Here is a 19,210-nt window from a genome sequence, read left to right as displayed (position 1 = left end):
TTTTTTTCGTTATCTTATTTTTCAATTTTGTCATCCCTAACTTATAGTGTAGAAACATAAATATGGTAAAATATGAATTAAATTACTGTACTATGTACGATAATAGCTATAATAATGAATAAATAGTGAAGAAGGGATTGTATGCAAGTTAAATGGTCAGGTCGATTTGAAGGCTATTCATTCGCCCATTTTAAAAAGGATTTATTGTCAGGAATAATCGTGGGGATTATTGCGGTTCCTTTGGCTATGTCTTTTGCAATAGCATCCGGTGTTAAACCGGAGTATGGAATTTACACGGCTATTATTGCAGGGATTTTAATATCGATATTTGGTGGTTCGAAATTTCAAATTGGCGGTCCAACGGGTGCATTCGTTCCGATTTTACTTGGAATCGTATTAGTCTACGGATATGAAAATCTGCTCATTGCAGGGTTAATGGCAGGTGTCATGCTTTTATTAATGGGGATTTTCAAGCTAGGGACGCTTATTAAATATATCCCTAGACCTGTTACTGTTGGGTTTACAGCAGGAATTGCCATCATTATTTTTGCCGGACAAATCGGGAATTTTTTAGGTCTATCCAATATGGAACAGCATGAGAAATTTCATATGAATATTATGGAGGTTGCCTCGAATATTGGAACAGTTAATTTCTATAGTGTACTCATTGCAATCATCAGTTTACTTTTAATTATTATTACTCCGAAGTTTTTACCTAAAATTCCAGGAGCACTCGTAGGCATTATAATTTCATCTCTTGTTGCAATGCTTTTTTTCCAAGGTCAAGTAACAACAATCGGCTCGACCTATGGTGCCATTCCGAATACATTACCGCACTTTCAAATTCCAGAAATAACGTTTGAACGGATTTACATGTTAATAGGTCCAGCCTTTGTTATAGCGATGCTTGGCGGAATAGAATCCTTATTGTCTGCTGTTGTTGCAGATGGTATGACTAATAGCAAGCACCATAGTAATCGGGAGCTTATAGGGCAGGGGATAGCTAATATTGTTACGCCATTTTTTGGAGGAATACCAGCTACAGGAGCTATTGCACGAACAGCTACAAATATTAAATCAGGGGCAACTTCGCCGATGTCAGGGATCATCCACGGTATTTTTGTCCTTTTGACCTTGCTGATCCTAGCTCCGTTCGCTGTACATATTCCGCTCGCAAGCTTAGCGCCGGTACTAATGATTGTTGCTTGGAATATGAGTGAACGACACCATTTTTCACATATTTTAAAGTTGAAATCCGGGGATTCACTCGTACTTGTCATTACATTTTTATTAACAGTGTTTACAAGTTTAACATTAGCAGTTGAGGTTGGTCTTGTTCTGGCGGTGGTACTTTTTGCAAAAAGAATGAGTGAAATGCTCGTCGTCTCAAAAGTATTGCCGAATTTGGATGATGATGGAGGAAAACTGCAACCGCAGATGGTGTCGGATTTGCATGATTGTCCGCAAATAAGTGTATATACAATAGAAGGTCCCCTGTTTTTCGGTGCTGCACAAACTTTTGAACAATCGATTTTAAATACCATCCATTACCGACCGGAAGTATTTATTATGCGTTTAGGGAAAGTTCCTTATATTGATTCAACAGGGGAAGAATATTTCCGCAGTATCGTGAAAAATTTCAAGTCAAATGGCGGTGAGGTCATCGTGACGGGGGTCCAGCCAAGTTTAGAGGAAATGTTGAGGCGTAATGGACTATACGACTTAATAGGAGAACAAAATTTTTATCAGACTACAGGTGAAGCAATTACGGCAGCTTTCGATTATATTAACTTGAAAAAATGTATTGGTTGCAAGCATTTGGCGTTTAAGGAATGTCAAATTGTATCAGAAGGGGAGAACCTTTTACCACCCGAGCGCTTAAAATGACAGGGGGATCTGATGGGTAACAGCTGTCCAAATATTTTTACTATGAATATGTAATGAGAGACTAAGCAGAAAGATTAACTTTCTACTTAGTCTCTTTTTTCGTACTATGAATGATTAAAAATGAAATGTAATACCTATACTAAAATCAGTTGTCGCATGAGCACTACTTATAACGAATAAACACTAGTTTTGTCAGGTGGAAAGGAAATCATCTGACCTTGCCGAATTTGCATTCTAGAAGGAGGCGATGTAGTTGAATTTTAATTTAACAATGTATCCAAATGATATTTTGATTGTCCAACTTTTCGGTGAACTGGATCATCATGAAACAGAAAAAGTGAGAACACATATATCAAAAGCAATTTTACAAGGAAATGTAAAGCTGCTCGTTTGGAATTTAGAACATTTAAATTTTATGGACAGTTCCGGTATTGGGTTAGTGCTTGGCAGAATGCGAGAACTTCGAGCAGTCGATGGGGAAACGATACTCTTAAATCCATCAAAAACGATGCAAAAAATCTTTCAATATTCAGGGTTAGGAAATTGCGTACAATTTGCATCTGAACAGCAAGTTATTTTACACAGCGAGGGGGATTGTCAATGGATAACGAAATGACGCTAACTTTTTTAGCGCGTAGTGAAAATGAAGCTTTAGCGCGTATTGCAGTTACAAGCTTTATGGCGCAACTTGATCCGACAATTGAAGAACTATCAGAATGTAAAACCATCGTATCTGAAGCCGTATCGAATGCTATTATTCATGGATATGCAAACAATCCAAATGGGATTGTAACTGTTTATGCAGTAAGGTACGGCGCGGAAATTAGCGTAACAATTAAGGACGAGGGCTGCGGTATTGAAAATATTGAAGAAGCACGCGAACCACTATTTACAACAAAGCCGGAGCTTGAAAGATCTGGAATGGGCTTTACGATTATGGAAAGCTTCTCGGATTTTTTACAAGTGGAATCCGTGATAGGACAAGGGACAATCGTGACATTTACAAAGCAAATTTTGCCAATACAGACACTCGTGACATAACGAAATAAGGGGATGGGGAACATCGAACAGTCATCTGAAACGTTATTAACACAAGCGTATATGCGCGAGTTAATCGCAAAGTCACAAGATGGAGATCAACTTGCGAGAAAAACGATGATTGAAGGAAATACTAGACTTGTTTGGTCTATCGTTCAACGCTTTGCATCAAGAGGGGTTGAGCTGGAAGATTTATTTCAAATAGGCTGTATTGGCTTAATGAAATCGATTGATAAATTCGACTTGTCCTATGAAGTAAAGTTTTCTACGTATGCAGTACCAATGATTATTGGAGAGATTCAACGCTTTTTAAGAGATGACGGTATGGTAAAAGTGAGTCGATCCATCCGAGAGTTGAATTTTAAAATTCGGCATGCAACGGATGATTATTTAAAGACAAATGAAAAGCCGCCATCTATCGCAGAGCTAGCGGAAATACTTCAAGTATCACAAGATGATATTTTATTGGCGACAGATGCAATGCGTGACCCGGCAAGTTTGCATGATCAGCTATTTGAAAACGATGGTGATTCCATTACTTTGATGGATCAAATGCGGGATGATAAATCCGAGCTTGCATTTGACTATGTACCATTAAAAGACATGCTAAAACGCTTAGGGAAACGAGAGCAGTCCATTATTTATTTCCGCTACTATTTAGATTTGACACAAACGGAAATTGCCGATCGTCTCGGAATTTCACAAGTACAAGTGTCTAGGTTGGAAAAGAAAATATTGGCCCAATTGAAAACCTGGATGGAATTATCAACTATGAGTAAGCCGGTGAAAAAATGACGAATCAGCTTTTTACATCTAAAGATATCGCAAAAGGTTATTTTGAATCCCAGTTCGATACAGGCAAAACATTTGACCTGTGTGTAAAAGACATTACGATTAAGAATTTACCAACGCTTATCGTATACGTAAGTGGTCTAGTAAATGGAGAAAGTTTAGCTGAGATGCTTGCCAATACTCAGTGGGATCAAGAAGAGGAAATTGATGACGAACCAGATTACTTCCACTACCATTTTAATTATCACGGTAAAGAAGATGCAACATCAATTGATGCTTTTATGCTCGGAGTTTTAAGTGGAAATGTAGGTTTTGTTACGGAAAGCGGCTATTGCTATTTAGCGGAATTCCGCAATTATCCTGGCCGTAGCCCGGAAGAACCGGATAACGAAAAAGTAATCCGTGGATCCAGGGATGGTTTTTCTGAAAATATTATTACAAATACGGCATTAATCCGTCGTAGAATAAGAAGCGAAAAGCTAAGATTTGAAATGCATCATGTTTCAACATACGGGCAAACAGATGTTGTTCTTTCCTATATGAGTGATTTGGTTAATGAGTCTCATTTGAAGTGGTTGATCGAAAGGCTAGAGCAAATTCAACATGATGGTTTAACGATGAGTGATAAATCATTAGAGGAATGGCTGTTTAAGCAAAAATTCCATCCATTGCCTTTCGTGCGTTATACCGAGCGTCCGGATATTGTCGCAGCTCATGTATTAGAAGGACATATTGCAATTATGGTAGATACATCGCCTTCCGTAATGCTCATTCCTGTAACTATGTTCCATCTGCTGCAGCATGCTGAAGAATATCGGCAGGCACCGTTAGTTGGGACGATGATGCGGTTCCTTCGTTTTGGAGCAGTCATTTTAAGCTTTCTTTTACTTCCTTTTTGGTATTTACTCGTTACACATCCGGATTTACTCCCCGATAGCTTAGCCTTTATCGGGATAAATGAAAAGGGTCAAATCCCTATATTCCTGCAAATATTATTTGCGGATATCGGTATTGAATATTTGCGAATTGCAGCAATTCATACGCCTACCCCTTTATCAACTGCAATGGGTTTAATTGCCGGTATCATCATCGGGCAAATTGCGATTGATGTAGGACTATTTTCAAGTGAAGTAGTATTATATACCGCAGTTACGGCTATTTTTACGTTTGCCATTCCAAACTACGAGTTGAGTATTTCCGTGAAGGTATTCCGATTAGCGCTTTTAGCGGCAACCGCATTGTTTGGTGTAACTGGATTCTTTATAGGAATCTTTATTATTTTCACATATTTATGTTCATTAAAACCGATGAAAGTTCCATATTTATGGCCACTTGTTCCGTTTTTCCCGAAAGCATTTGCCCGTGTCATTATTCGAACACCAATGTCGCAGGACGCGCTTAGACCATTTGTAGTAGGCGCCAAACAGCGAAAACGAGTTTGAACGCACATTGCATCAGTAAGTCTCCTATGTTAAAGTTCTCATATGATATATTTGATTTTTGAGAATATTAGCTCGAACAAGCTATAGTTAGGGGAGAACACGATGCACTTATATGGTACACAGCAAATTAATGAACAAGGCCATTTAACAATAGGCGGTATAGATACAATTGAGTTGGCCGAACAATATGGTACACCTCTTTTCATTTATGATACAGCGCTTATTCGTAAACGGGCACGCGGCTTTATCGATACATTTGAAAATCTCGGTGTAAAAGCACAAGTTGCATATGCATCAAAGGCATTTGCCTGTGTTGCAGCCTATCAGTTGGCAGCTCAGGAAAACCTATCTTTGGATGTTGTATCAGGCGGGGAGCTTTATACGGCAATTCAAGCAGGTTTCCCGGCAGAACGCATTCACTTCCATGGGAACAATAAATCAGTTGCTGAACTTGAGTTGGCATTTGAAACAGGAATTGGCTGTATCGTTGTAGATAACTTTTATGAAATCTCATTACTTAAAGAGATGTCAAAACAGCGAAATCAAAAAATGAAAATTCTATTACGCGTGACACCAGGTGTTGAAGCACATACACATGACTTTATTACTACGGGTCAAGCCGATTCTAAATTTGGCTTTGATTTAAATAACGGACAAGCTGATGAGGCATTTAAACAAGTAGTATATGATGAAAATATCGAACTATTAGGTTTACATTGCCACATCGGCTCTCAAATTTTTGAAACAGAAGGCTTCAGTTTGGCAGCGGGTAAAGTAATGCAAAAAATGGGTGCATGGAAAGAACAATTTGCATTTGAAGCACAAGTATTAAATCTAGGCGGCGGCTTTGGAATCCGATATACAGAAGAGGACAAGCCACTAGAGCCCCATGAATATGTAGCGGATATGATACAGACAGTAAAAGCTGAAAGTACAAAACTCAATTTGGCAATGCCTGAAATTTGGATTGAGCCAGGTCGTTCTTTAGTAGGGGATGCGGGTACTTCTCTTTATACAGTAGGATCACAAAAGACAGTACCGGGTGTGCGTGAATATATTGCAGTCGATGGTGGTATGAGCGATAATATCCGCCCTGCACTATATGATGCGAAATATGAGGCGGTTATTGCGAACAGAGCTAATGAAGCTAAAACAAATACATATACTGTTGCAGGGAAATTATGTGAGTCAGGGGATAAGTTAATTATTGATGCAGCATTGCAAAATGCAGAAACTGGCGATATTTTAGCAATGTTCTGTACAGGTGCATATGGCTATTCAATGGCCTCGAACTACAACCGTGTTCCTAGACCAGCAGTAGTATTCGTCGAAAATGGTGTGCATCAACTTGCAATTAAGCGAGAAAGCTACGAGAATCTTGTAGTAAATGATCTGCCGTTAACATTGGTAAAGGGTGAATAATCGTTGAAATTATCGAAGCAAGCGAAATGGGGTTTCGGCCTGTTAATAGGAATTATCATTTGGTCACTCCTTTTCATTTATATTATTAGTCCATTTATTTACAAATTCTCAAACTAGTATAAGTGCCTTTTACATTAGACGTTGGAAAATTGTGTTATTGCATTTCCACTGGACTTTTGTTAGGATTTGCAATGGTAGAATTGAGGGAATGTTAAAATGTTAGTAAGATATAAAAAAGCACTTGAAAAGATTGCAATGGGATTAATTTCGTTAATGCCTCAGGAAAAAGACATTAAACGTTTAATGGAGACCATTCATCACTATGAGCAAAATGAAAATTGGACACTTTTTTTATGGAAAAAAGGTGAAGAATATGTGGGGGCAGTAGGAATTGCGGAAGAGGATGATACTACAACAATTCAACATATTACTGTCATTCCATCCTATCGTGGAGAAGGTATTGCATTAACAATGCTGCGTCAGCTCCAAGAGATGGGATTCAAAAATATTCAGCCAAACGAAGATACAAGTGCATTTGTCCAAAAGTGTATAACTATATTAAAAGAAGCCGACTAGTTCAGTCGACTTCTTTTTTTTATTTGTCTTGCTTCAAGTATTTCTGTACGGTCTCGAAGCATATGTTTATTGAAAATAAAGTGTGCGTCCATAGGCGTACATATACTTATTTTTTGTTGAACTAATGTTTGAAGCTGCTCGTTTTCAAGAGGTAGTGTAAATTTCAGAAACGGTTCATTTGTCTGCATTTTTCGCAGTCTATTTTTCATAACTGTAAGGAGTTCCTTGAAATCAATGTAATCGAAAAATGGGCTATCTCTATTTTTTTCAAAGTTTAAGACTGCTTTACTCATCATACGTGTTGCACCATTATAGTTTTCCCTTCGCCAATGGTACATACTTGTCGCAAGTTGTACATAGCCAACAAGCGGATGAAACTTTTCTTTTGGGGCAATCTCTTTCCAATACTCTTCCAATACTTCATGACATTCAAAGTAGTCCTCATTGCCATTAAAATATGCACAATAATCGATAAACAGTGGGTGAAACAAAGGATGCATTGTGTTCTCCTTTCATCTATACTAATTAAATAGGTTCTGCTTTAATTTGTAGAACCGTGTCGAATAAAAATAACTAGTAAATGCAAATTTCAATTATAGCTTAATTTACATATTTATGATAAATTTCGGTTCAACTTTTCCAGCATTATATTTTTTCCTGAAAAGCAATCGAGGCGCAATTGATTAGGATAGGTGGTATTTTATGTCTTACGAAGTGAAACTGGATGCCTTTAGTGGGCCGCTAGATTTATTATTACATTTAATTCATCGCTTGGAAATTGATATCTATGATATTCCGATGTCGGAGTTAACAGAACAGTATATTGATCATATCCATGCGATGCAAACTTTGGAATTAAACGAAGCAAGTGAATATTTAGTAATGGCGGCTACATTATTAGCTATTAAAAGCCGCATGCTTATTCCCATTAACGAAGGTGAGATCGATACCGCGGAACTCGAAGTGGATGAAGCCGATCCCCGTGAAGAGCTTGTCGCTCGTTTAATCGAATATAAAAAATATAAGGAAGCAGCTGTACAACTTCAGGAGTTGGAAACAGAACGCGGGCAAGTCTTTACAAAAGCGCCAAGTGATTTATCCGAATTTATGCCAGATGAACAAATGGTGCTTTTTGATCAGAATGTGAATGTTTATGACATGCTAAGTGCGTTTCAGAAACTAATGCGCCGTAAACAATTGAGAAAGCCATTGTCTACACGAGTAGCAAGGCAGGAGATTTCTGTAAAAGACCAGATGCGCTCTGTTGTAAATATTTTGAAAAGTTCAGGCGGAAGAGTAATGTTTACACAATTGTTTGAAGCAGATGATAAACCAATGCTTGTCTTAACCTTTTTAACATTATTAGAATTGATGAAGCGCCAAATCGTTATTGTCGAACAACAAAACAACTTCGATGATTTATCGGTATTACTGCAAAAGGAGGACATAGACGATGAATTCGAACAAATTACTGAGTAGAATCGAAGCACTGTTATTCGTAGCAGGTGATGAAGGTATGACCATAAAACAACTGGCACAATATATAGAAGTGGAAGCAATGGATATAGAGGCAGGATTAAGCGAACTTCAATCTCAGTACAATGATGATGAAAAACGCGGAATCGCTTTAAAACAACTTGCTGGTACTTATCAATTAACAACAAAGCCAGAAGTAAACGACACATTGAAAAAGCTGATTGAAAATCCGACAAACCAAGTATTAACTGCAGCCTCTTTGGAAGTATTGGCGATTATAGCTTATAAGCAGCCAATTACACGCGCCGAGCTGGAAAATATTCGGGGTGTGAAGAGTGAACGACCAATAGCCAAGTTAGTTTCACGTGCACTTGTACAGGAAGTAGGGCGCGCTGAAGGGACAGGGCGTGCAATTTTATATGGAACGACAAAAGAATTTTTAAATTATTTTGGTTTGAAAAATATTAATGAGTTGCCGCCATTACCGGAAGAAGTCGATCAGGAAGATGATCAGCCTACAGATTTATTTTTAACGAAGTTCCAGGAAACATTTAATCAAAATTAAAGGAGTGACTTGTTGAAAAAGTGGTTTGTATCTATTGTTATGTTGTTTGTATTATTTAGCAATTCTACGCAAATTGAGGCTGCGGGTAATAGCTATGTTGTCATTGATGCGGAAAACGGCCGAACATTAATGGGGGTCAATGAGCATGCCCGATTGCCGATAGCCAGCTTAACTAAAATTTGGACTGCATTAGTTGTTTTGGAGAATAGTGACCTTTCCGATGAAGTGGTTATTTCAAAGGAAGCTTCAATGGTAGAAGGATCGTCCATTTATTTAATTGAAAATGAGACATATACAATTGACTATCTGCTACACGGTTTAATGATGCAGTCAGGAAATGATGCAGCTACTGCATTGGCAGAACATGTTGGTGGATCAGTTGAAGGCTTTGTGAAGCTAATGAATGAAAAGGCACAGCTTTACCGTCTGCATGAAACGACATTTACAAATCCAACAGGGTTACACAATGAAGTCCACCTTTCCTCTGCATATGATACGGCTAAAATGCTGCAAATTGCGATGAAGAATCCGGAGTTTAAGAAAATTGCTTCCACACAACATTTTTCGGATGGTAGACAGTGGAAAAATAAGCACCGCCTTATGCATGAAAAAGTTGGCGCAATTGCCGGGAAAACTGGTTATACAAAAGTAGCGGGGCGCACACTTGCAACATTTTTCGAACGGGAACAAAAATCATTTGTTGTCGTCACGATTAATGAAGGAAATGACTGGAATGTCCACCGTAATTTGGCGGATTTTATTGACCAGAATTTTGAGCAGCAAACAATTGTGAAAACAGGGAAATACAATGCAAATGGATTGTCGATAGAACTAGATGAACCATTACAAATGCTTCTTCATAAGAAAGAACGGCCAAACTTCCAGCACATCGTAAAGATTTCAAGACTTAAGGATTCAAATAGAGGTGTTTGGCTTTTATATGCAGATGATGTACTTGTCGCCTCCAAATTAGTCACGATAAGGTGATCGAACGTATTGTTTGAAAAGTGAAATTTCTTTAATAAGTATTGAAAGTATGCCATAATTTTTATTCGTTAAGGAAATTTATGGCGTACGTGTTGTGGATGACGAGTTATAGATTTAATTTTCTTCAAAATATTTATAGCAATAAAGGAAAAGTGCAAATTCGAATGCTGTAGAAGCGTGCGTCTTTGCAGTTTATCAATCAATGAGGTGAACTTATGGAAAGATTACAGAAAGTGATTGCATATGCAGGCGTTGCATCACGACGTAAAGCAGAGCAATTAATCGTAGAAGGTAAAGTAAAAGTTAATGGAGTAGTGGTAAAAGAGCTAGGAACAAAGGTTTCGAACTCGGACACGATAGAAGTAGAAGGCGTAAAGCTTGAAAAAGAGGATAAAGTATATTTCCTATTATATAAACCACGTGCCTATATTTCAGCTGTAACAGATGATAAAGGTCGTAAAACAGTAACAGATATTTTCAAAAAGCATGTTCATCAACGGATTTTCCCGGTAGGTCGTTTGGATTATGATACAACAGGTTTACTACTATTAACAAATGACGGGGATTTTTCAAACTTAATGACTCACCCTAAATTTAAAATAGATAAAACATATATTGCACGTGTTAAAGGGATTCCAACAAAGCAAGGGCTAATGAAACTTCAAAATGGCATTAAGCTGGAAGACGGGAAAACGGCTCCAGCAAAAGTAAGTATGACAAGCTTTGATGAAAGTGCCGGAAAAGCAATTTGTGAAATCACAATCCATGAAGGGCGTAACCGTCAAGTGCGTCGTATGTTCGAAGCGATTGGGACACCGGTTGTGAAGTTAAAACGTGAGCGCTTTGCATTTTTGGATCTAACAGGATTGTCGCCTGGTGAATATCGTCAGCTAACAAAGCATGAAGTAAAACTGTTGCGCGTACTGGCTGAAACAGGAAAATTAGATTACAACAATTAAAATAGTGGAAACGTTCATAAATCATTCATAATTAAAAGAATTATCATTTTGTAATTATTTGCTATAATAGGCAACAGTAGTTGCTAAAAGGAAGGAGGTTTTTTGTTTGGATAAAAAAAGAAAACGTTCTGTGACACGTGGCATTATACTAGCAATTTTAGCAATAGCAATCGGATATACCATTTATGGTGCTGTAACGAAAGATAAAATAGAAATAGTACAAGCAGGGGCACAGGCGCCTGATTTTGAAGTAGTAGATTTGAATGGTGAGAAACATAGATTAAAAGATTACGAAGGAAAAGGTGTCGTTTTAAATTTTTGGGGAACTTGGTGTGAACCATGCGAACGAGAATTCCCTGCTATGACTCGTCAATACACAGCATTTGCTAATAAAGGTGTACAGATTATTGCTGTCAATTTCGCCCAATCTGAGTTTGAAGTTAAGAAGTATGTTGCCAATATGGGGATGAACTTCCCGGTTGCAATCGACAAAACGAAAAGCGTATTTACAGCCTACAGCATTGGACCTCTTCCTACATCAATATTTATTAAACCAGATGGTACTGTTGACCGTATTATAACTGGTGAAATGAGCGAGGAAAAAATCGCGCAGTATATGGAGTCAATAAAGCCGGAATAGGAGTTTTAACGCAATGAATATAATACTTTGTGAATGCGGGCATGAAAATCCTGAAGGTACTAATCTCTGTCAAAAATGTGGATCTCCTTTAACAATGGAGGAAAAAAGCAAAAAAATTGCAGACATGCGGTACGAAGGGACAGCCATTCGTTCAAAAACTTACAACAAATCGATTATTGATAAAATTTGGAATTTTTTCTCGAGTGTAAAGGTCGGTATTTCACTTATCATAATAAATTTAGTGGCAGCTTCTATCGGGACGATTTTACCGCAGGAGTTTTACGTTAGAGTAGCGACTGATGCAGAGAAGGAAAAATACTATTCAGATGTATATGGCTGGTTTGGGGAAATATATTATGCGTTAGGTTTATCGGATCTCTATTCTTCCCTTTGGTTCCAAATACTTGTATTAATGCTAGGTGTGTCCATTATTATTGCGAGTATTGACCGTGGTATTCCATTACATAAGTCTTTAAAGAATCAACGAGTGAAAAGACATACAAGCTTTATGAAGCGTCAGCGCATCTACAGTGAAGGTAAACCGGGTGAGGATACTGGCCAAACATTACAGCTTGTAGAACAAACTTTAAAAAATTTAAAATATAATGTCCGCCGTGAAGATGACGCAATATTGGCAGAGCGTGGACGTTTTTCTCGTTACGGCGCTTATATAAATCATGTTGGACTTATCATATTTATAATAGCTGTTATGCTTCATTTAGTTCCTGGCTTCTACGTAGATGAGTCTATCTGGTTACGTGAAGGAGAAACACGGGCAATTCCGGGTATGGATGGTTATTTTTTGAAAAATGACCAATTTATATTGGAAACATACGATAACGATCCACAAGGTGAGCAGATTAAACAAGGAATTAACGTAGTGGCGAAAAATTATCAAACGGATGTTACATTATATAAACAAAAGGAAAATGCTGTTCCCGGACAAGCTGAAGATTTAGAAGAAGTAAAGCAATATAATATTCGAGTGAATCATCCATTAAAGCATGAAGGTTATGCGGTTTATCAAATGGACTTCAGGCTGAATGAAATTAAAACAATGGTTTTTGATTTAATACTTAAAGAAACTGAAGAATCACTTGGGCAAGTTAGTATAGATTTAACAAATCCTCAAGACGAATACCTATTGGATAACGGAGCTAAAGTAGAATTAATGGGCTTCTATCCTGATTTTTCTGGGTTTAAGGAAGGTGTGCCGCAAACTGCAACACAAACACCGAATAATCCGGCATTTATATTTAAAATGAGTACTCCTGAGAAACCAGAAGGAGAAACGAGTTTTGTAGCCATTCAGCAAACATTAGAGCCTGAAGGTAACAACATGTATAAAATGAAGTTTTCCAATGTAGAAACACGTCACATGTCGGGCTTAATGGTCCGATACGACCGCACAATTCCTCTACTTATAGTTGGAGCGATTATCTTTATGATCGGTGTAGTAATCGGTTCGTATTGGAATCACCGTCGTATTTGGATTGAACAATTGGAAGATGGTACAGTTCGTTTAGCAGCCCATACAAACAAAAACTGGTTTGGTATGAAGAAGGATTTAGAGGCCTTAAAGAAACATGCCCATTTACCACAATACGTAGATCAGCTGGAATCGGAAAATAGTGAACATGTTGAAACAGAAAAGGATGGTAAAACCTTATGAGTTTAATAGATTTAAGTGGTTATTTACTGTATGTTGCATTTTTTTGTTATTTGTTTGGCACATTCCTATTTGGAGGAGCAATTAAAGAAAAAAATGATACAGCGGCGAGTCGAGCAGACAAATACGGTAAATTGGCAATCACCGTTACAATTATCGGTTTTGTTGCACAATTAGGTTATTTCATAACACGTTGGATTTATACAGGACATGCACCAGTTAGTAATATGTTTGAATTTACGACAGCATTCGGTATGTTCATCATCTTATCGTTCATTGTCATTTTCTTTATGTATAAAGTGTCGGCATTAGGTGTAGTAGCTTTACCAATCGCACTCCTAATCATTGCCTATGCTTCAATGTTCCCGACAGAGGTAAGTCCGTTAGTACCGTCATTACAAAGTCACTGGTTAACAATTCATGTAATTACGGCAGCAATAGGTCAATCCATTTTTGGAATCAGTGCGGTAGCGGGTCTAATTTATTTACTGAAAAATGTAAATATGAATGAACGCTCAAAAGAGAGCTTTTGGCTTGAAACGGTTATGTTCTGCTGTGTATTAATTGTAGGTTTCGTGGCAGCAACGGTAACATTCAATGTCATGGATTATGAAGCGAAGTATGAATATGTCGATACTTTGGATAAAGTAAGCACTTCAACATATTTGATGCCGCCAATCTTTGGCATGAATGAGTATGTAGAGTTAACAGAAGATCGCATGACACCATTAGTAGAATTGCCTGCACTAATTGATGCACGAAAATTAACAACAGTAGTATGGTCCATTCTATTTGGTACGGTGATTTATATTTTGATCCGTCTCATCTTTAGAAGAAAGGTAGCAACAATGTTCCAGCCGTTGGTAAAGCGAGTAAACTCTACATTGATGGATGAAATCGCATATCGTACAGTTTTAATTGCATTCCCAATATTTACGCTTGGAGCACTGATTTTTGCGATGATTTGGGCGCAAAAAGCATGGGGACGTTTCTGGGGCTGGGATCCAAAAGAAGTTTGGGCGCTTGTTACATGGTTGTTCTATGCAGCATTTTTACATTTACGCCTATCAAAAGGCTGGGAAGGCAAAAAGACTGCCTGGTTAACGGTAATAGGGTTCCTAATCATTCTATTTAATTTAGTTGTCGTAAACTTAGTAATTGCTGGTTTACACTCTTACGCTTAAGTTTATTAAAATATCATAAAGTTATAAAAGTTCAATCATTTTGATTGAGCTTTTCTTTTCAATTGTACTTTTAAAAGGTACAATGGAGTAGAGAAAGAGAAGAGTTTTGAAAGGGGCAACATCAGTGTCTGAAAATATTTCTGTATTAATTGTAGATGATGAAGACCGCATTCGACGTTTATTAAAGATGTATTTAGAACGCGAAGGCTACGCAGTAGAAGAAGCAGAAAACGGAGAACAAGCACTTTCAATGGCGCTAGAAAAAGATTATCATTGTATTTTACTGGATATTATGATGCCTGAAAAAGACGGTTTAGAAGTTTGCGCTGAGCTGCGTGAAAAGAAAACAACACCGATTATTTTGTTAACAGCAAAAGGAGAAGAAGCAAACCGTGTTCAAGGTTTTGAACTGGGAGCTGATGACTATATTGTTAAGCCGTTCAGTCCGCGCGAAGTTGTGCTGCGTGTAAAAGCTATTTTACGTCGATCAGCGGTATTTTCACCGGTAGCGAATGCTTCTTCATCTAAGGATTTAGTTGTATTCCCGCACTTAACTATTGATCACGATGCACACCGTGTAACAGCGGATGGTACAGAAGTGAACTTAACACCAAAAGAATATGAATTATTATACTTTTTAGCAAAAGCACCAGATAAAGTATTTGACCGTGAACAACTGCTAAAAGAAGTATGGCATTACGATTTCTTTGGCGACCTTCGTACGGTAGATACCCATGTTAAACGTTTACGTGAAAAGTTAAACCGTGTCTCTGAAAATGCGGCGAAAATGATTGTAACTGTTTGGGGTGTCGGCTATAAATTTGAGGTAGTAAATGATTAGAATAGCAACAAGTATTGTCGGGAAGCTATGGGTAACCATTTTGCTTCTCGTTTCATTTGTCCTGTTTATTTTCACGGTATTTATGCTGGAGTTTCTTGAAAGCTATCATAATGAACAGTCTGAAATTTCCTTGAGACAAACTGCGGCAGCTATAGCCAGTATTGTTGATGAGGATGAATTGGATGATAAACAATTCGCAATTATCTCCGAGTTATTAACGGAAACGACAAATGTCCTCATCGCGAAAAATCCAAATGAAGTACTGTATTCAATGCAAGAGGGATTGAATAAAGAGGAAATACAGAAAAATATTATTTCGAACGAGGATTTAGGGGAAGTTTATGAATCAAGTGAGCCGATTGTTAAAGAGCTTCTCCTGCCTTCGAATATTGAAGAAAATAAAAATTTGAAATATATCGTTCTTGGCTTTCCATTAAAAAGTGACGAAGAGTTACACGGGGCAGTATTTATTTACAAAAACCCGGACGCATTAAATCAAACAAGTAATGAAACAACGAAAATTGTCTTTTTGGCAGCGGCCATTGCATTCATATTGACGACAATATTTGCGTTTTTCCTTTCTTCCAAAATAACGTTGCCATTACGGAACATGCGTGAACACGCATTTGAATTGGCAAAGGGTCGATTCGATTCTAAAATTGAAATAAAACAGAATGACGAAATTGGTCAGCTGGCAGTAGCCTTTAACCAAATGGGCCGTCAATTAAAGCATCATTTGGAAGTGATTAATCAGGAAAAAGAGCAATTATCCAGTATTTTAACATCGATGACAGATTCGGTAATCACTTTTAATCGTGATAAAACAATTTTAGTTAGTAATCCCCCGGCGGAGCGTTTGCTTCAAAAATGGTTTGTTGAAAAAGGTTTAAACAGTTCGAAGCCGATTCCGGAAGAGCTCTATCAAATGCTTGATCATGTCCTAAGTTTTGAAGATCAGCTGGACGAAGAGTTGCAGATGGGGAAATCTTATTATAGTATTACGATCAGCCCACTCTATAGCGGAGATTCGATTCGGGGTGCGGTTGCTGTTATACGTGATAAAACAGAGGAAACAAAGCTGGAAAAACTGAAGTCGGATTTCATTGCCAATGTTTCGCATGAGTTGCGAACACCGATAGCGATGTTGCAAGGCTATTCAGAAGCTATTATAGATGGTGTTGTCACAACAGAAGAGGAACGCACTGATATGATTCGTATTATTTATGATGAGTCCCAACGAATGAGCCGACTCGTTACGGATTTATTGGATTTAGCACGAATGGAGTCGGGTCATATGAGTCTTTATAAAGATGATGTCCCATTAGTGTCGGTAATCGAACGCATGACGCATAAGTTTGATCAGACAGCTAAAGAAAATCATGTACAACTTCATTTTGAAACTGACTTTTCGGAGGATGCGCTTATCCCGATTGATGAAGATCGCATTGAGCAAGTGTTAACGAATTTAATCGATAATGCAATCCGCCATACACCGGCTGAAGGTTCAGTTACAGTATCGATAACAAATGAACAGAAATTTGCTAAAGTTCAAGTGAGTGATACTGGCCAAGGTATACCACAAGATGACTTACCATACGTATTTGAACGTTTTTATAAAGCGGATAAAGCACGTACACGTTCAAAAGGTGGAACAGGCTTAGGGTTAGCAATAACCAAAAATATAGTAGAAGCACATAACGGTACGATTTCTGTAGATAGTGTGGAGCAACAAGGAACAATCTTTACATTTTATTTACCACTAACTTAACGAAATTGTAGTAAGAAAAGTTTATCATTTTGTTCTCAAAGTGATAAACTTTTATTTTTAACAAGCTATTCATATAATATTACAGGGTATTGTAACTTTTACTGTTTGAAAACGACAAATTATTAGAACGGAGGTGGGATGGGTGCAACAGTCCATATTCCATCGATTATACGATATGTATCATCAGGATGTTTTTAATTTTCTGTTTTATTTAGTAAAAAATCGTACAGCGGCGGAGGATCTTTCCCATGAAGTGTATGTACGTGTACTGAAATCGTATGAACGCTTTGAAGGAAAAAGCTCTGAAAAAACGTGGCTTTTCTCAATTGCAAAAAATGTGGCAATTGACTATTTCAGAAAGAAACAGGTTCGGGATAAGCATGCATTTACCGCATTTGATTGGGAAACAGAGCAGCTTGTAAGCTCTGTCCCTTCACCAGAACAGTCAATGGAACTAAACGATGAACTAAGCCGATTACTGCTAGCATTGGAACGATGCTCGGGGGATCAGAAAATGGTGATTATTATGCGCTATCTTCAGGAACTTTCGATACAGGAAACGGCTGATATATTAGGATGGACCACAGGTAAAGTAAAAACGACGCAGCACCGGGCATTAAAAAATTTAAGACAGTTATTGGAAGCTCAAGATGGAAAGGAGGCGAATTCATTATGAAAAAGGAGCGTTGGGATGAGGAGAACCTGGAGCAACTTCTAAAACAGGCCCCAAAAGTAACCGATCATCGAACAAAGGATGAAATATTTAATCGTTTAAAGGATGAAGGAGCATTTAGTGAAGAGCCGCCTCAAATACAACAGCCTACGCAAAAAGGGATTCGCTGGGCGCCGCTTCTAGTATCTATCGCTTCCTTATTTATTATAGTTTTGATTGGTGCACAGTTTTTAGGAAATGATCAGTCTATCTCTATGGAAAATACATTTGATATGGCGACTACAGAATCGGAAGAAAGTGCCAAAATGAGTAGGGCTGGAGATGCAACTTCAAAAAGTGAATCCGCGACAATTTCTAATTTTTCAATGGATACACAAGGTCAACAAACTTTAATTTATGAAAGCCAGCTTGAAGGCGTGACCTTATTCAAAATTGGTCTTGCTGGGGACGATGCAGAAAGTGTTCCTGTGAGTATTTTAATTCCTAATGAAGTTGTTGTTGATAAGCTTGGCACGGATAAACCGACAGCATTGGAGCTTTATAAAACGTTTAGTCCATTGCTGGATGAGCAAATGCTTGGATTTAATGAGTATCATCCGTTAAAAGGCGAATTGCGTGAAGAAGGAAATAAACTTATTCACACATTACCCGAGGACCACGGATATGACACAAGTTCGGCTACATTATCGAATTATTTCGGTTCCCTTGTAGATACATTTGGCAATTCGTATGAAGAAGTACAAATTGAAGATGCTAATGGAAAAATCGCTTATTTTGATCATGTTGGTGAAATGGGACAGTCAATACCATTGAAAAGTGAACAAACACAATATAATTATTTTATGTATCAAATGAGGGATGGGGCAGTTTATTTAAGTCCTAACTTCCGAATGACCTTCCCAAACGTAACGGATGCGATAAATAATATGACAACCGAAGCCAATGATATATATCGTACAGTCATTTTACCTGGAGTTTCGTTAACAGTAGAAGATAAAGGGGATATTGTAACAGTAACATTCGACCAAGCGCTTGATTTGGAACAATATGATCCCGCTCAAGTGATGCGTATGATCGAAGGGTTATTATTAACGGCTTCAAGTTTTGATAAGCAAATTAAATTTGAACAAATTGTGCAAGAAAATTGGAGTGGCTTTGACTTTACGAAACCTTTAGAGAAGCCAGTTTCGGGAAATATATTGTTCTATAATTTTTAATCAATTCAAATAAATTTACTCGGAATTGTAAGCAATGGTCTTTACAATTCCGTTTTTATATATATAATAGAAAT

At 37.7% G+C, this 19,210-nt stretch carries 19 protein-coding genes; 18 read left to right on the top strand and 1 reads right to left on the bottom strand.

What is annotated here, in order from left to right; genetic code table 11:
• Positions 1–141: 141 nt before the first annotated feature.
• The 7 genes from H9635_RS00730 to H9635_RS00700 all read left to right on the top strand — a co-directional run bounded on the left by H9635_RS00730 (position 142) and on the right by H9635_RS00700 (position 7,157).
• Positions 142–1,887, top strand: coding sequence for a SulP family inorganic anion transporter (locus H9635_RS00730; protein WP_191698230.1), 1,746 nt, complete (start codon positions 142–144; stop codon positions 1,885–1,887).
• A gap of 253 nt (positions 1,888–2,140) precedes the next feature.
• The gene (locus H9635_RS00725) at positions 2,141–2,503 is read left to right on the top strand and encodes an STAS domain-containing protein (RefSeq protein WP_191698229.1); all 363 of its coding nucleotides are present in this window, start codon (positions 2,141–2,143) and stop codon (positions 2,501–2,503) included.
• Complete coding sequence (gene spoIIAB / locus H9635_RS00720; protein ID WP_191698228.1) at positions 2,488–2,928, top strand: anti-sigma F factor; 441 nt, start codon at positions 2,488–2,490, stop codon at positions 2,926–2,928. Before H9635_RS00725 ends, spoIIAB begins: the two co-directional genes overlap by 16 nt.
• A 12-nt stretch (positions 2,929–2,940) precedes the next feature.
• The gene (locus tag H9635_RS00715; protein WP_191698227.1) at positions 2,941–3,720 is read left to right on the top strand and encodes a SigF/SigG family RNA polymerase sporulation sigma factor; all 780 of its coding nucleotides are present in this window, start codon (positions 2,941–2,943) and stop codon (positions 3,718–3,720) included.
• Complete coding sequence (locus H9635_RS00710; protein WP_191698226.1) at positions 3,717–5,159, top strand: spore germination protein; 1,443 nt, start codon at positions 3,717–3,719, stop codon at positions 5,157–5,159. Before H9635_RS00715 ends, H9635_RS00710 begins: the two co-directional genes overlap by 4 nt.
• A 102-nt stretch (positions 5,160–5,261) precedes the next feature.
• A complete protein-coding gene (gene lysA / locus H9635_RS00705; protein ID WP_191698225.1) occupies positions 5,262–6,581 on the top strand; it encodes a diaminopimelate decarboxylase in 1,320 nt (439 codons plus the stop codon).
• 216 nt (positions 6,582–6,797) lie between these two features.
• On the top strand, positions 6,798–7,157 hold the full coding sequence (locus H9635_RS00700; protein ID WP_191698224.1) for a GNAT family N-acetyltransferase: 360 nt from the start codon (positions 6,798–6,800) through the stop codon (positions 7,155–7,157).
• On the opposite strand, the gene H9635_RS00695 is transcribed toward H9635_RS00700, so the two are convergent.
• Positions 7,154–7,657, bottom strand: coding sequence for a DUF309 domain-containing protein (locus H9635_RS00695; protein ID WP_191698223.1), 504 nt, complete (start codon positions 7,655–7,657; stop codon positions 7,154–7,156). The two genes, H9635_RS00700 and H9635_RS00695, sit on opposite strands and share 4 nt — an antisense overlap.
• Before the next feature lie 202 nt (positions 7,658–7,859).
• Between H9635_RS00695 and H9635_RS00690 the strand changes: the two genes are divergently transcribed.
• The 11 genes from H9635_RS00690 (at position 7,860) to H9635_RS00640 (ending at position 19,136) form a co-directional block, all read left to right on the top strand.
• Positions 7,860–8,636, top strand: a complete 777-nt coding sequence (locus tag H9635_RS00690; protein ID WP_191698222.1) for a segregation/condensation protein A — start codon at positions 7,860–7,862, stop codon at positions 8,634–8,636.
• Positions 8,611–9,198: an SMC-Scp complex subunit ScpB gene (scpB, locus tag H9635_RS00685; protein ID WP_191698221.1), complete on the top strand. Its 588-nt coding sequence runs from the start codon at positions 8,611–8,613 to the stop codon at positions 9,196–9,198. The genes H9635_RS00690 and scpB overlap by 26 nt, the downstream gene beginning before the upstream one ends.
• Positions 9,199–9,210: 12 nt before the next feature.
• The gene (locus H9635_RS00680) at positions 9,211–10,185 is read left to right on the top strand and encodes a D-alanyl-D-alanine carboxypeptidase family protein (RefSeq protein ID WP_191698220.1); all 975 of its coding nucleotides are present in this window, start codon (positions 9,211–9,213) and stop codon (positions 10,183–10,185) included.
• Between the two features lie 215 nt (positions 10,186–10,400).
• Complete coding sequence (locus H9635_RS00675) at positions 10,401–11,144, top strand: pseudouridine synthase (RefSeq protein ID WP_191698219.1); 744 nt, start codon at positions 10,401–10,403, stop codon at positions 11,142–11,144.
• Positions 11,145–11,250: 106 nt separating this feature from the next.
• A complete protein-coding gene (resA, locus tag H9635_RS00670) occupies positions 11,251–11,784 on the top strand; it encodes a thiol-disulfide oxidoreductase ResA (RefSeq protein WP_191698218.1) in 534 nt (177 codons plus the stop codon).
• A gap of 13 nt (positions 11,785–11,797) precedes the next feature.
• A complete protein-coding gene (locus H9635_RS00665; RefSeq protein ID WP_191698217.1) occupies positions 11,798–13,456 on the top strand; it encodes a cytochrome c biogenesis protein ResB in 1,659 nt (552 codons plus the stop codon).
• Entirely contained in the window at positions 13,453–14,637 is a 1,185-nt protein-coding gene (gene ccsB, locus H9635_RS00660; protein ID WP_191698216.1) for a c-type cytochrome biogenesis protein CcsB, read from the top strand. Before H9635_RS00665 ends, ccsB begins: the two co-directional genes overlap by 4 nt.
• 124 nt (positions 14,638–14,761) lie before the next feature.
• Positions 14,762–15,478 carry a response regulator transcription factor gene (locus tag H9635_RS00655; protein ID WP_191698215.1) on the top strand — a complete coding sequence of 239 codons (717 nt, stop codon included), beginning with the start codon at positions 14,762–14,764 and terminating at the stop codon, positions 15,476–15,478.
• Complete coding sequence (locus H9635_RS00650; RefSeq protein ID WP_191698214.1) at positions 15,471–17,246, top strand: ATP-binding protein; 1,776 nt, start codon at positions 15,471–15,473, stop codon at positions 17,244–17,246. Before H9635_RS00655 ends, H9635_RS00650 begins: the two co-directional genes overlap by 8 nt.
• 142 nt (positions 17,247–17,388) lie before the next feature.
• The gene (sigX, locus tag H9635_RS00645) at positions 17,389–17,922 is read left to right on the top strand and encodes an RNA polymerase sigma factor SigX (RefSeq protein WP_191698213.1); all 534 of its coding nucleotides are present in this window, start codon (positions 17,389–17,391) and stop codon (positions 17,920–17,922) included.
• Positions 17,919–19,136 carry a hypothetical protein gene (locus H9635_RS00640; RefSeq protein ID WP_191698212.1) on the top strand — a complete coding sequence of 406 codons (1,218 nt, stop codon included), beginning with the start codon at positions 17,919–17,921 and terminating at the stop codon, positions 19,134–19,136. The genes sigX and H9635_RS00640 overlap by 4 nt, the downstream gene beginning before the upstream one ends.
• Positions 19,137–19,210: the final 74 nt, after the last annotated feature.

This window comes from Solibacillus faecavium (assembly GCF_014836905.1).
GTDB lineage: Bacteria > Bacillota > Bacilli > Bacillales_A > Planococcaceae > Solibacillus > Solibacillus faecavium.
The sequence above is the reverse complement of the archived record's forward strand: the minus strand, read 5'-3'. Positions and strand labels throughout refer to the sequence as shown.

Excerpts from the sequence above, each read along its gene's own strand:
- H9635_RS00730 (WP_191698230.1), top strand. The coding sequence starts at position 142 with ATGCAAGTTAAATGGTCAGGTCGATTTGAAGGCTATTCATTCGCCCAT.
- spoIIAB (WP_191698228.1), top strand. The coding sequence starts at position 2,488 with ATGGATAACGAAATGACGCTAACTTTTTTAGCGCGTAGTGAAAATGAA.
- H9635_RS00715 (WP_191698227.1), top strand. The coding sequence starts at position 2,941 with ATGGGGAACATCGAACAGTCATCTGAAACGTTATTAACACAAGCGTAT.
- H9635_RS00710 (WP_191698226.1), top strand. The coding sequence starts at position 3,717 with ATGACGAATCAGCTTTTTACATCTAAAGATATCGCAAAAGGTTATTTT.
- lysA (WP_191698225.1), top strand. The coding sequence starts at position 5,262 with ATGCACTTATATGGTACACAGCAAATTAATGAACAAGGCCATTTAACA.
- H9635_RS00700 (WP_191698224.1), top strand. The coding sequence starts at position 6,798 with ATGTTAGTAAGATATAAAAAAGCACTTGAAAAGATTGCAATGGGATTA.
- H9635_RS00695 (WP_191698223.1), bottom strand. The coding sequence starts at position 7,657 with ATGCATCCTTTGTTTCACCCACTGTTTATCGATTATTGTGCATATTTT.
- H9635_RS00690 (WP_191698222.1), top strand. The coding sequence starts at position 7,860 with ATGTCTTACGAAGTGAAACTGGATGCCTTTAGTGGGCCGCTAGATTTA.
- scpB (WP_191698221.1), top strand. The coding sequence starts at position 8,611 with ATGAATTCGAACAAATTACTGAGTAGAATCGAAGCACTGTTATTCGTA.
- H9635_RS00675 (WP_191698219.1), top strand. The coding sequence starts at position 10,401 with ATGGAAAGATTACAGAAAGTGATTGCATATGCAGGCGTTGCATCACGA.
- H9635_RS00665 (WP_191698217.1), top strand. The coding sequence starts at position 11,798 with ATGAATATAATACTTTGTGAATGCGGGCATGAAAATCCTGAAGGTACT.
- ccsB (WP_191698216.1), top strand. The coding sequence starts at position 13,453 with ATGAGTTTAATAGATTTAAGTGGTTATTTACTGTATGTTGCATTTTTT.
- H9635_RS00650 (WP_191698214.1), top strand. The coding sequence starts at position 15,471 with ATGATTAGAATAGCAACAAGTATTGTCGGGAAGCTATGGGTAACCATT.
- H9635_RS00640 (WP_191698212.1), top strand. The coding sequence starts at position 17,919 with ATGAAAAAGGAGCGTTGGGATGAGGAGAACCTGGAGCAACTTCTAAAA.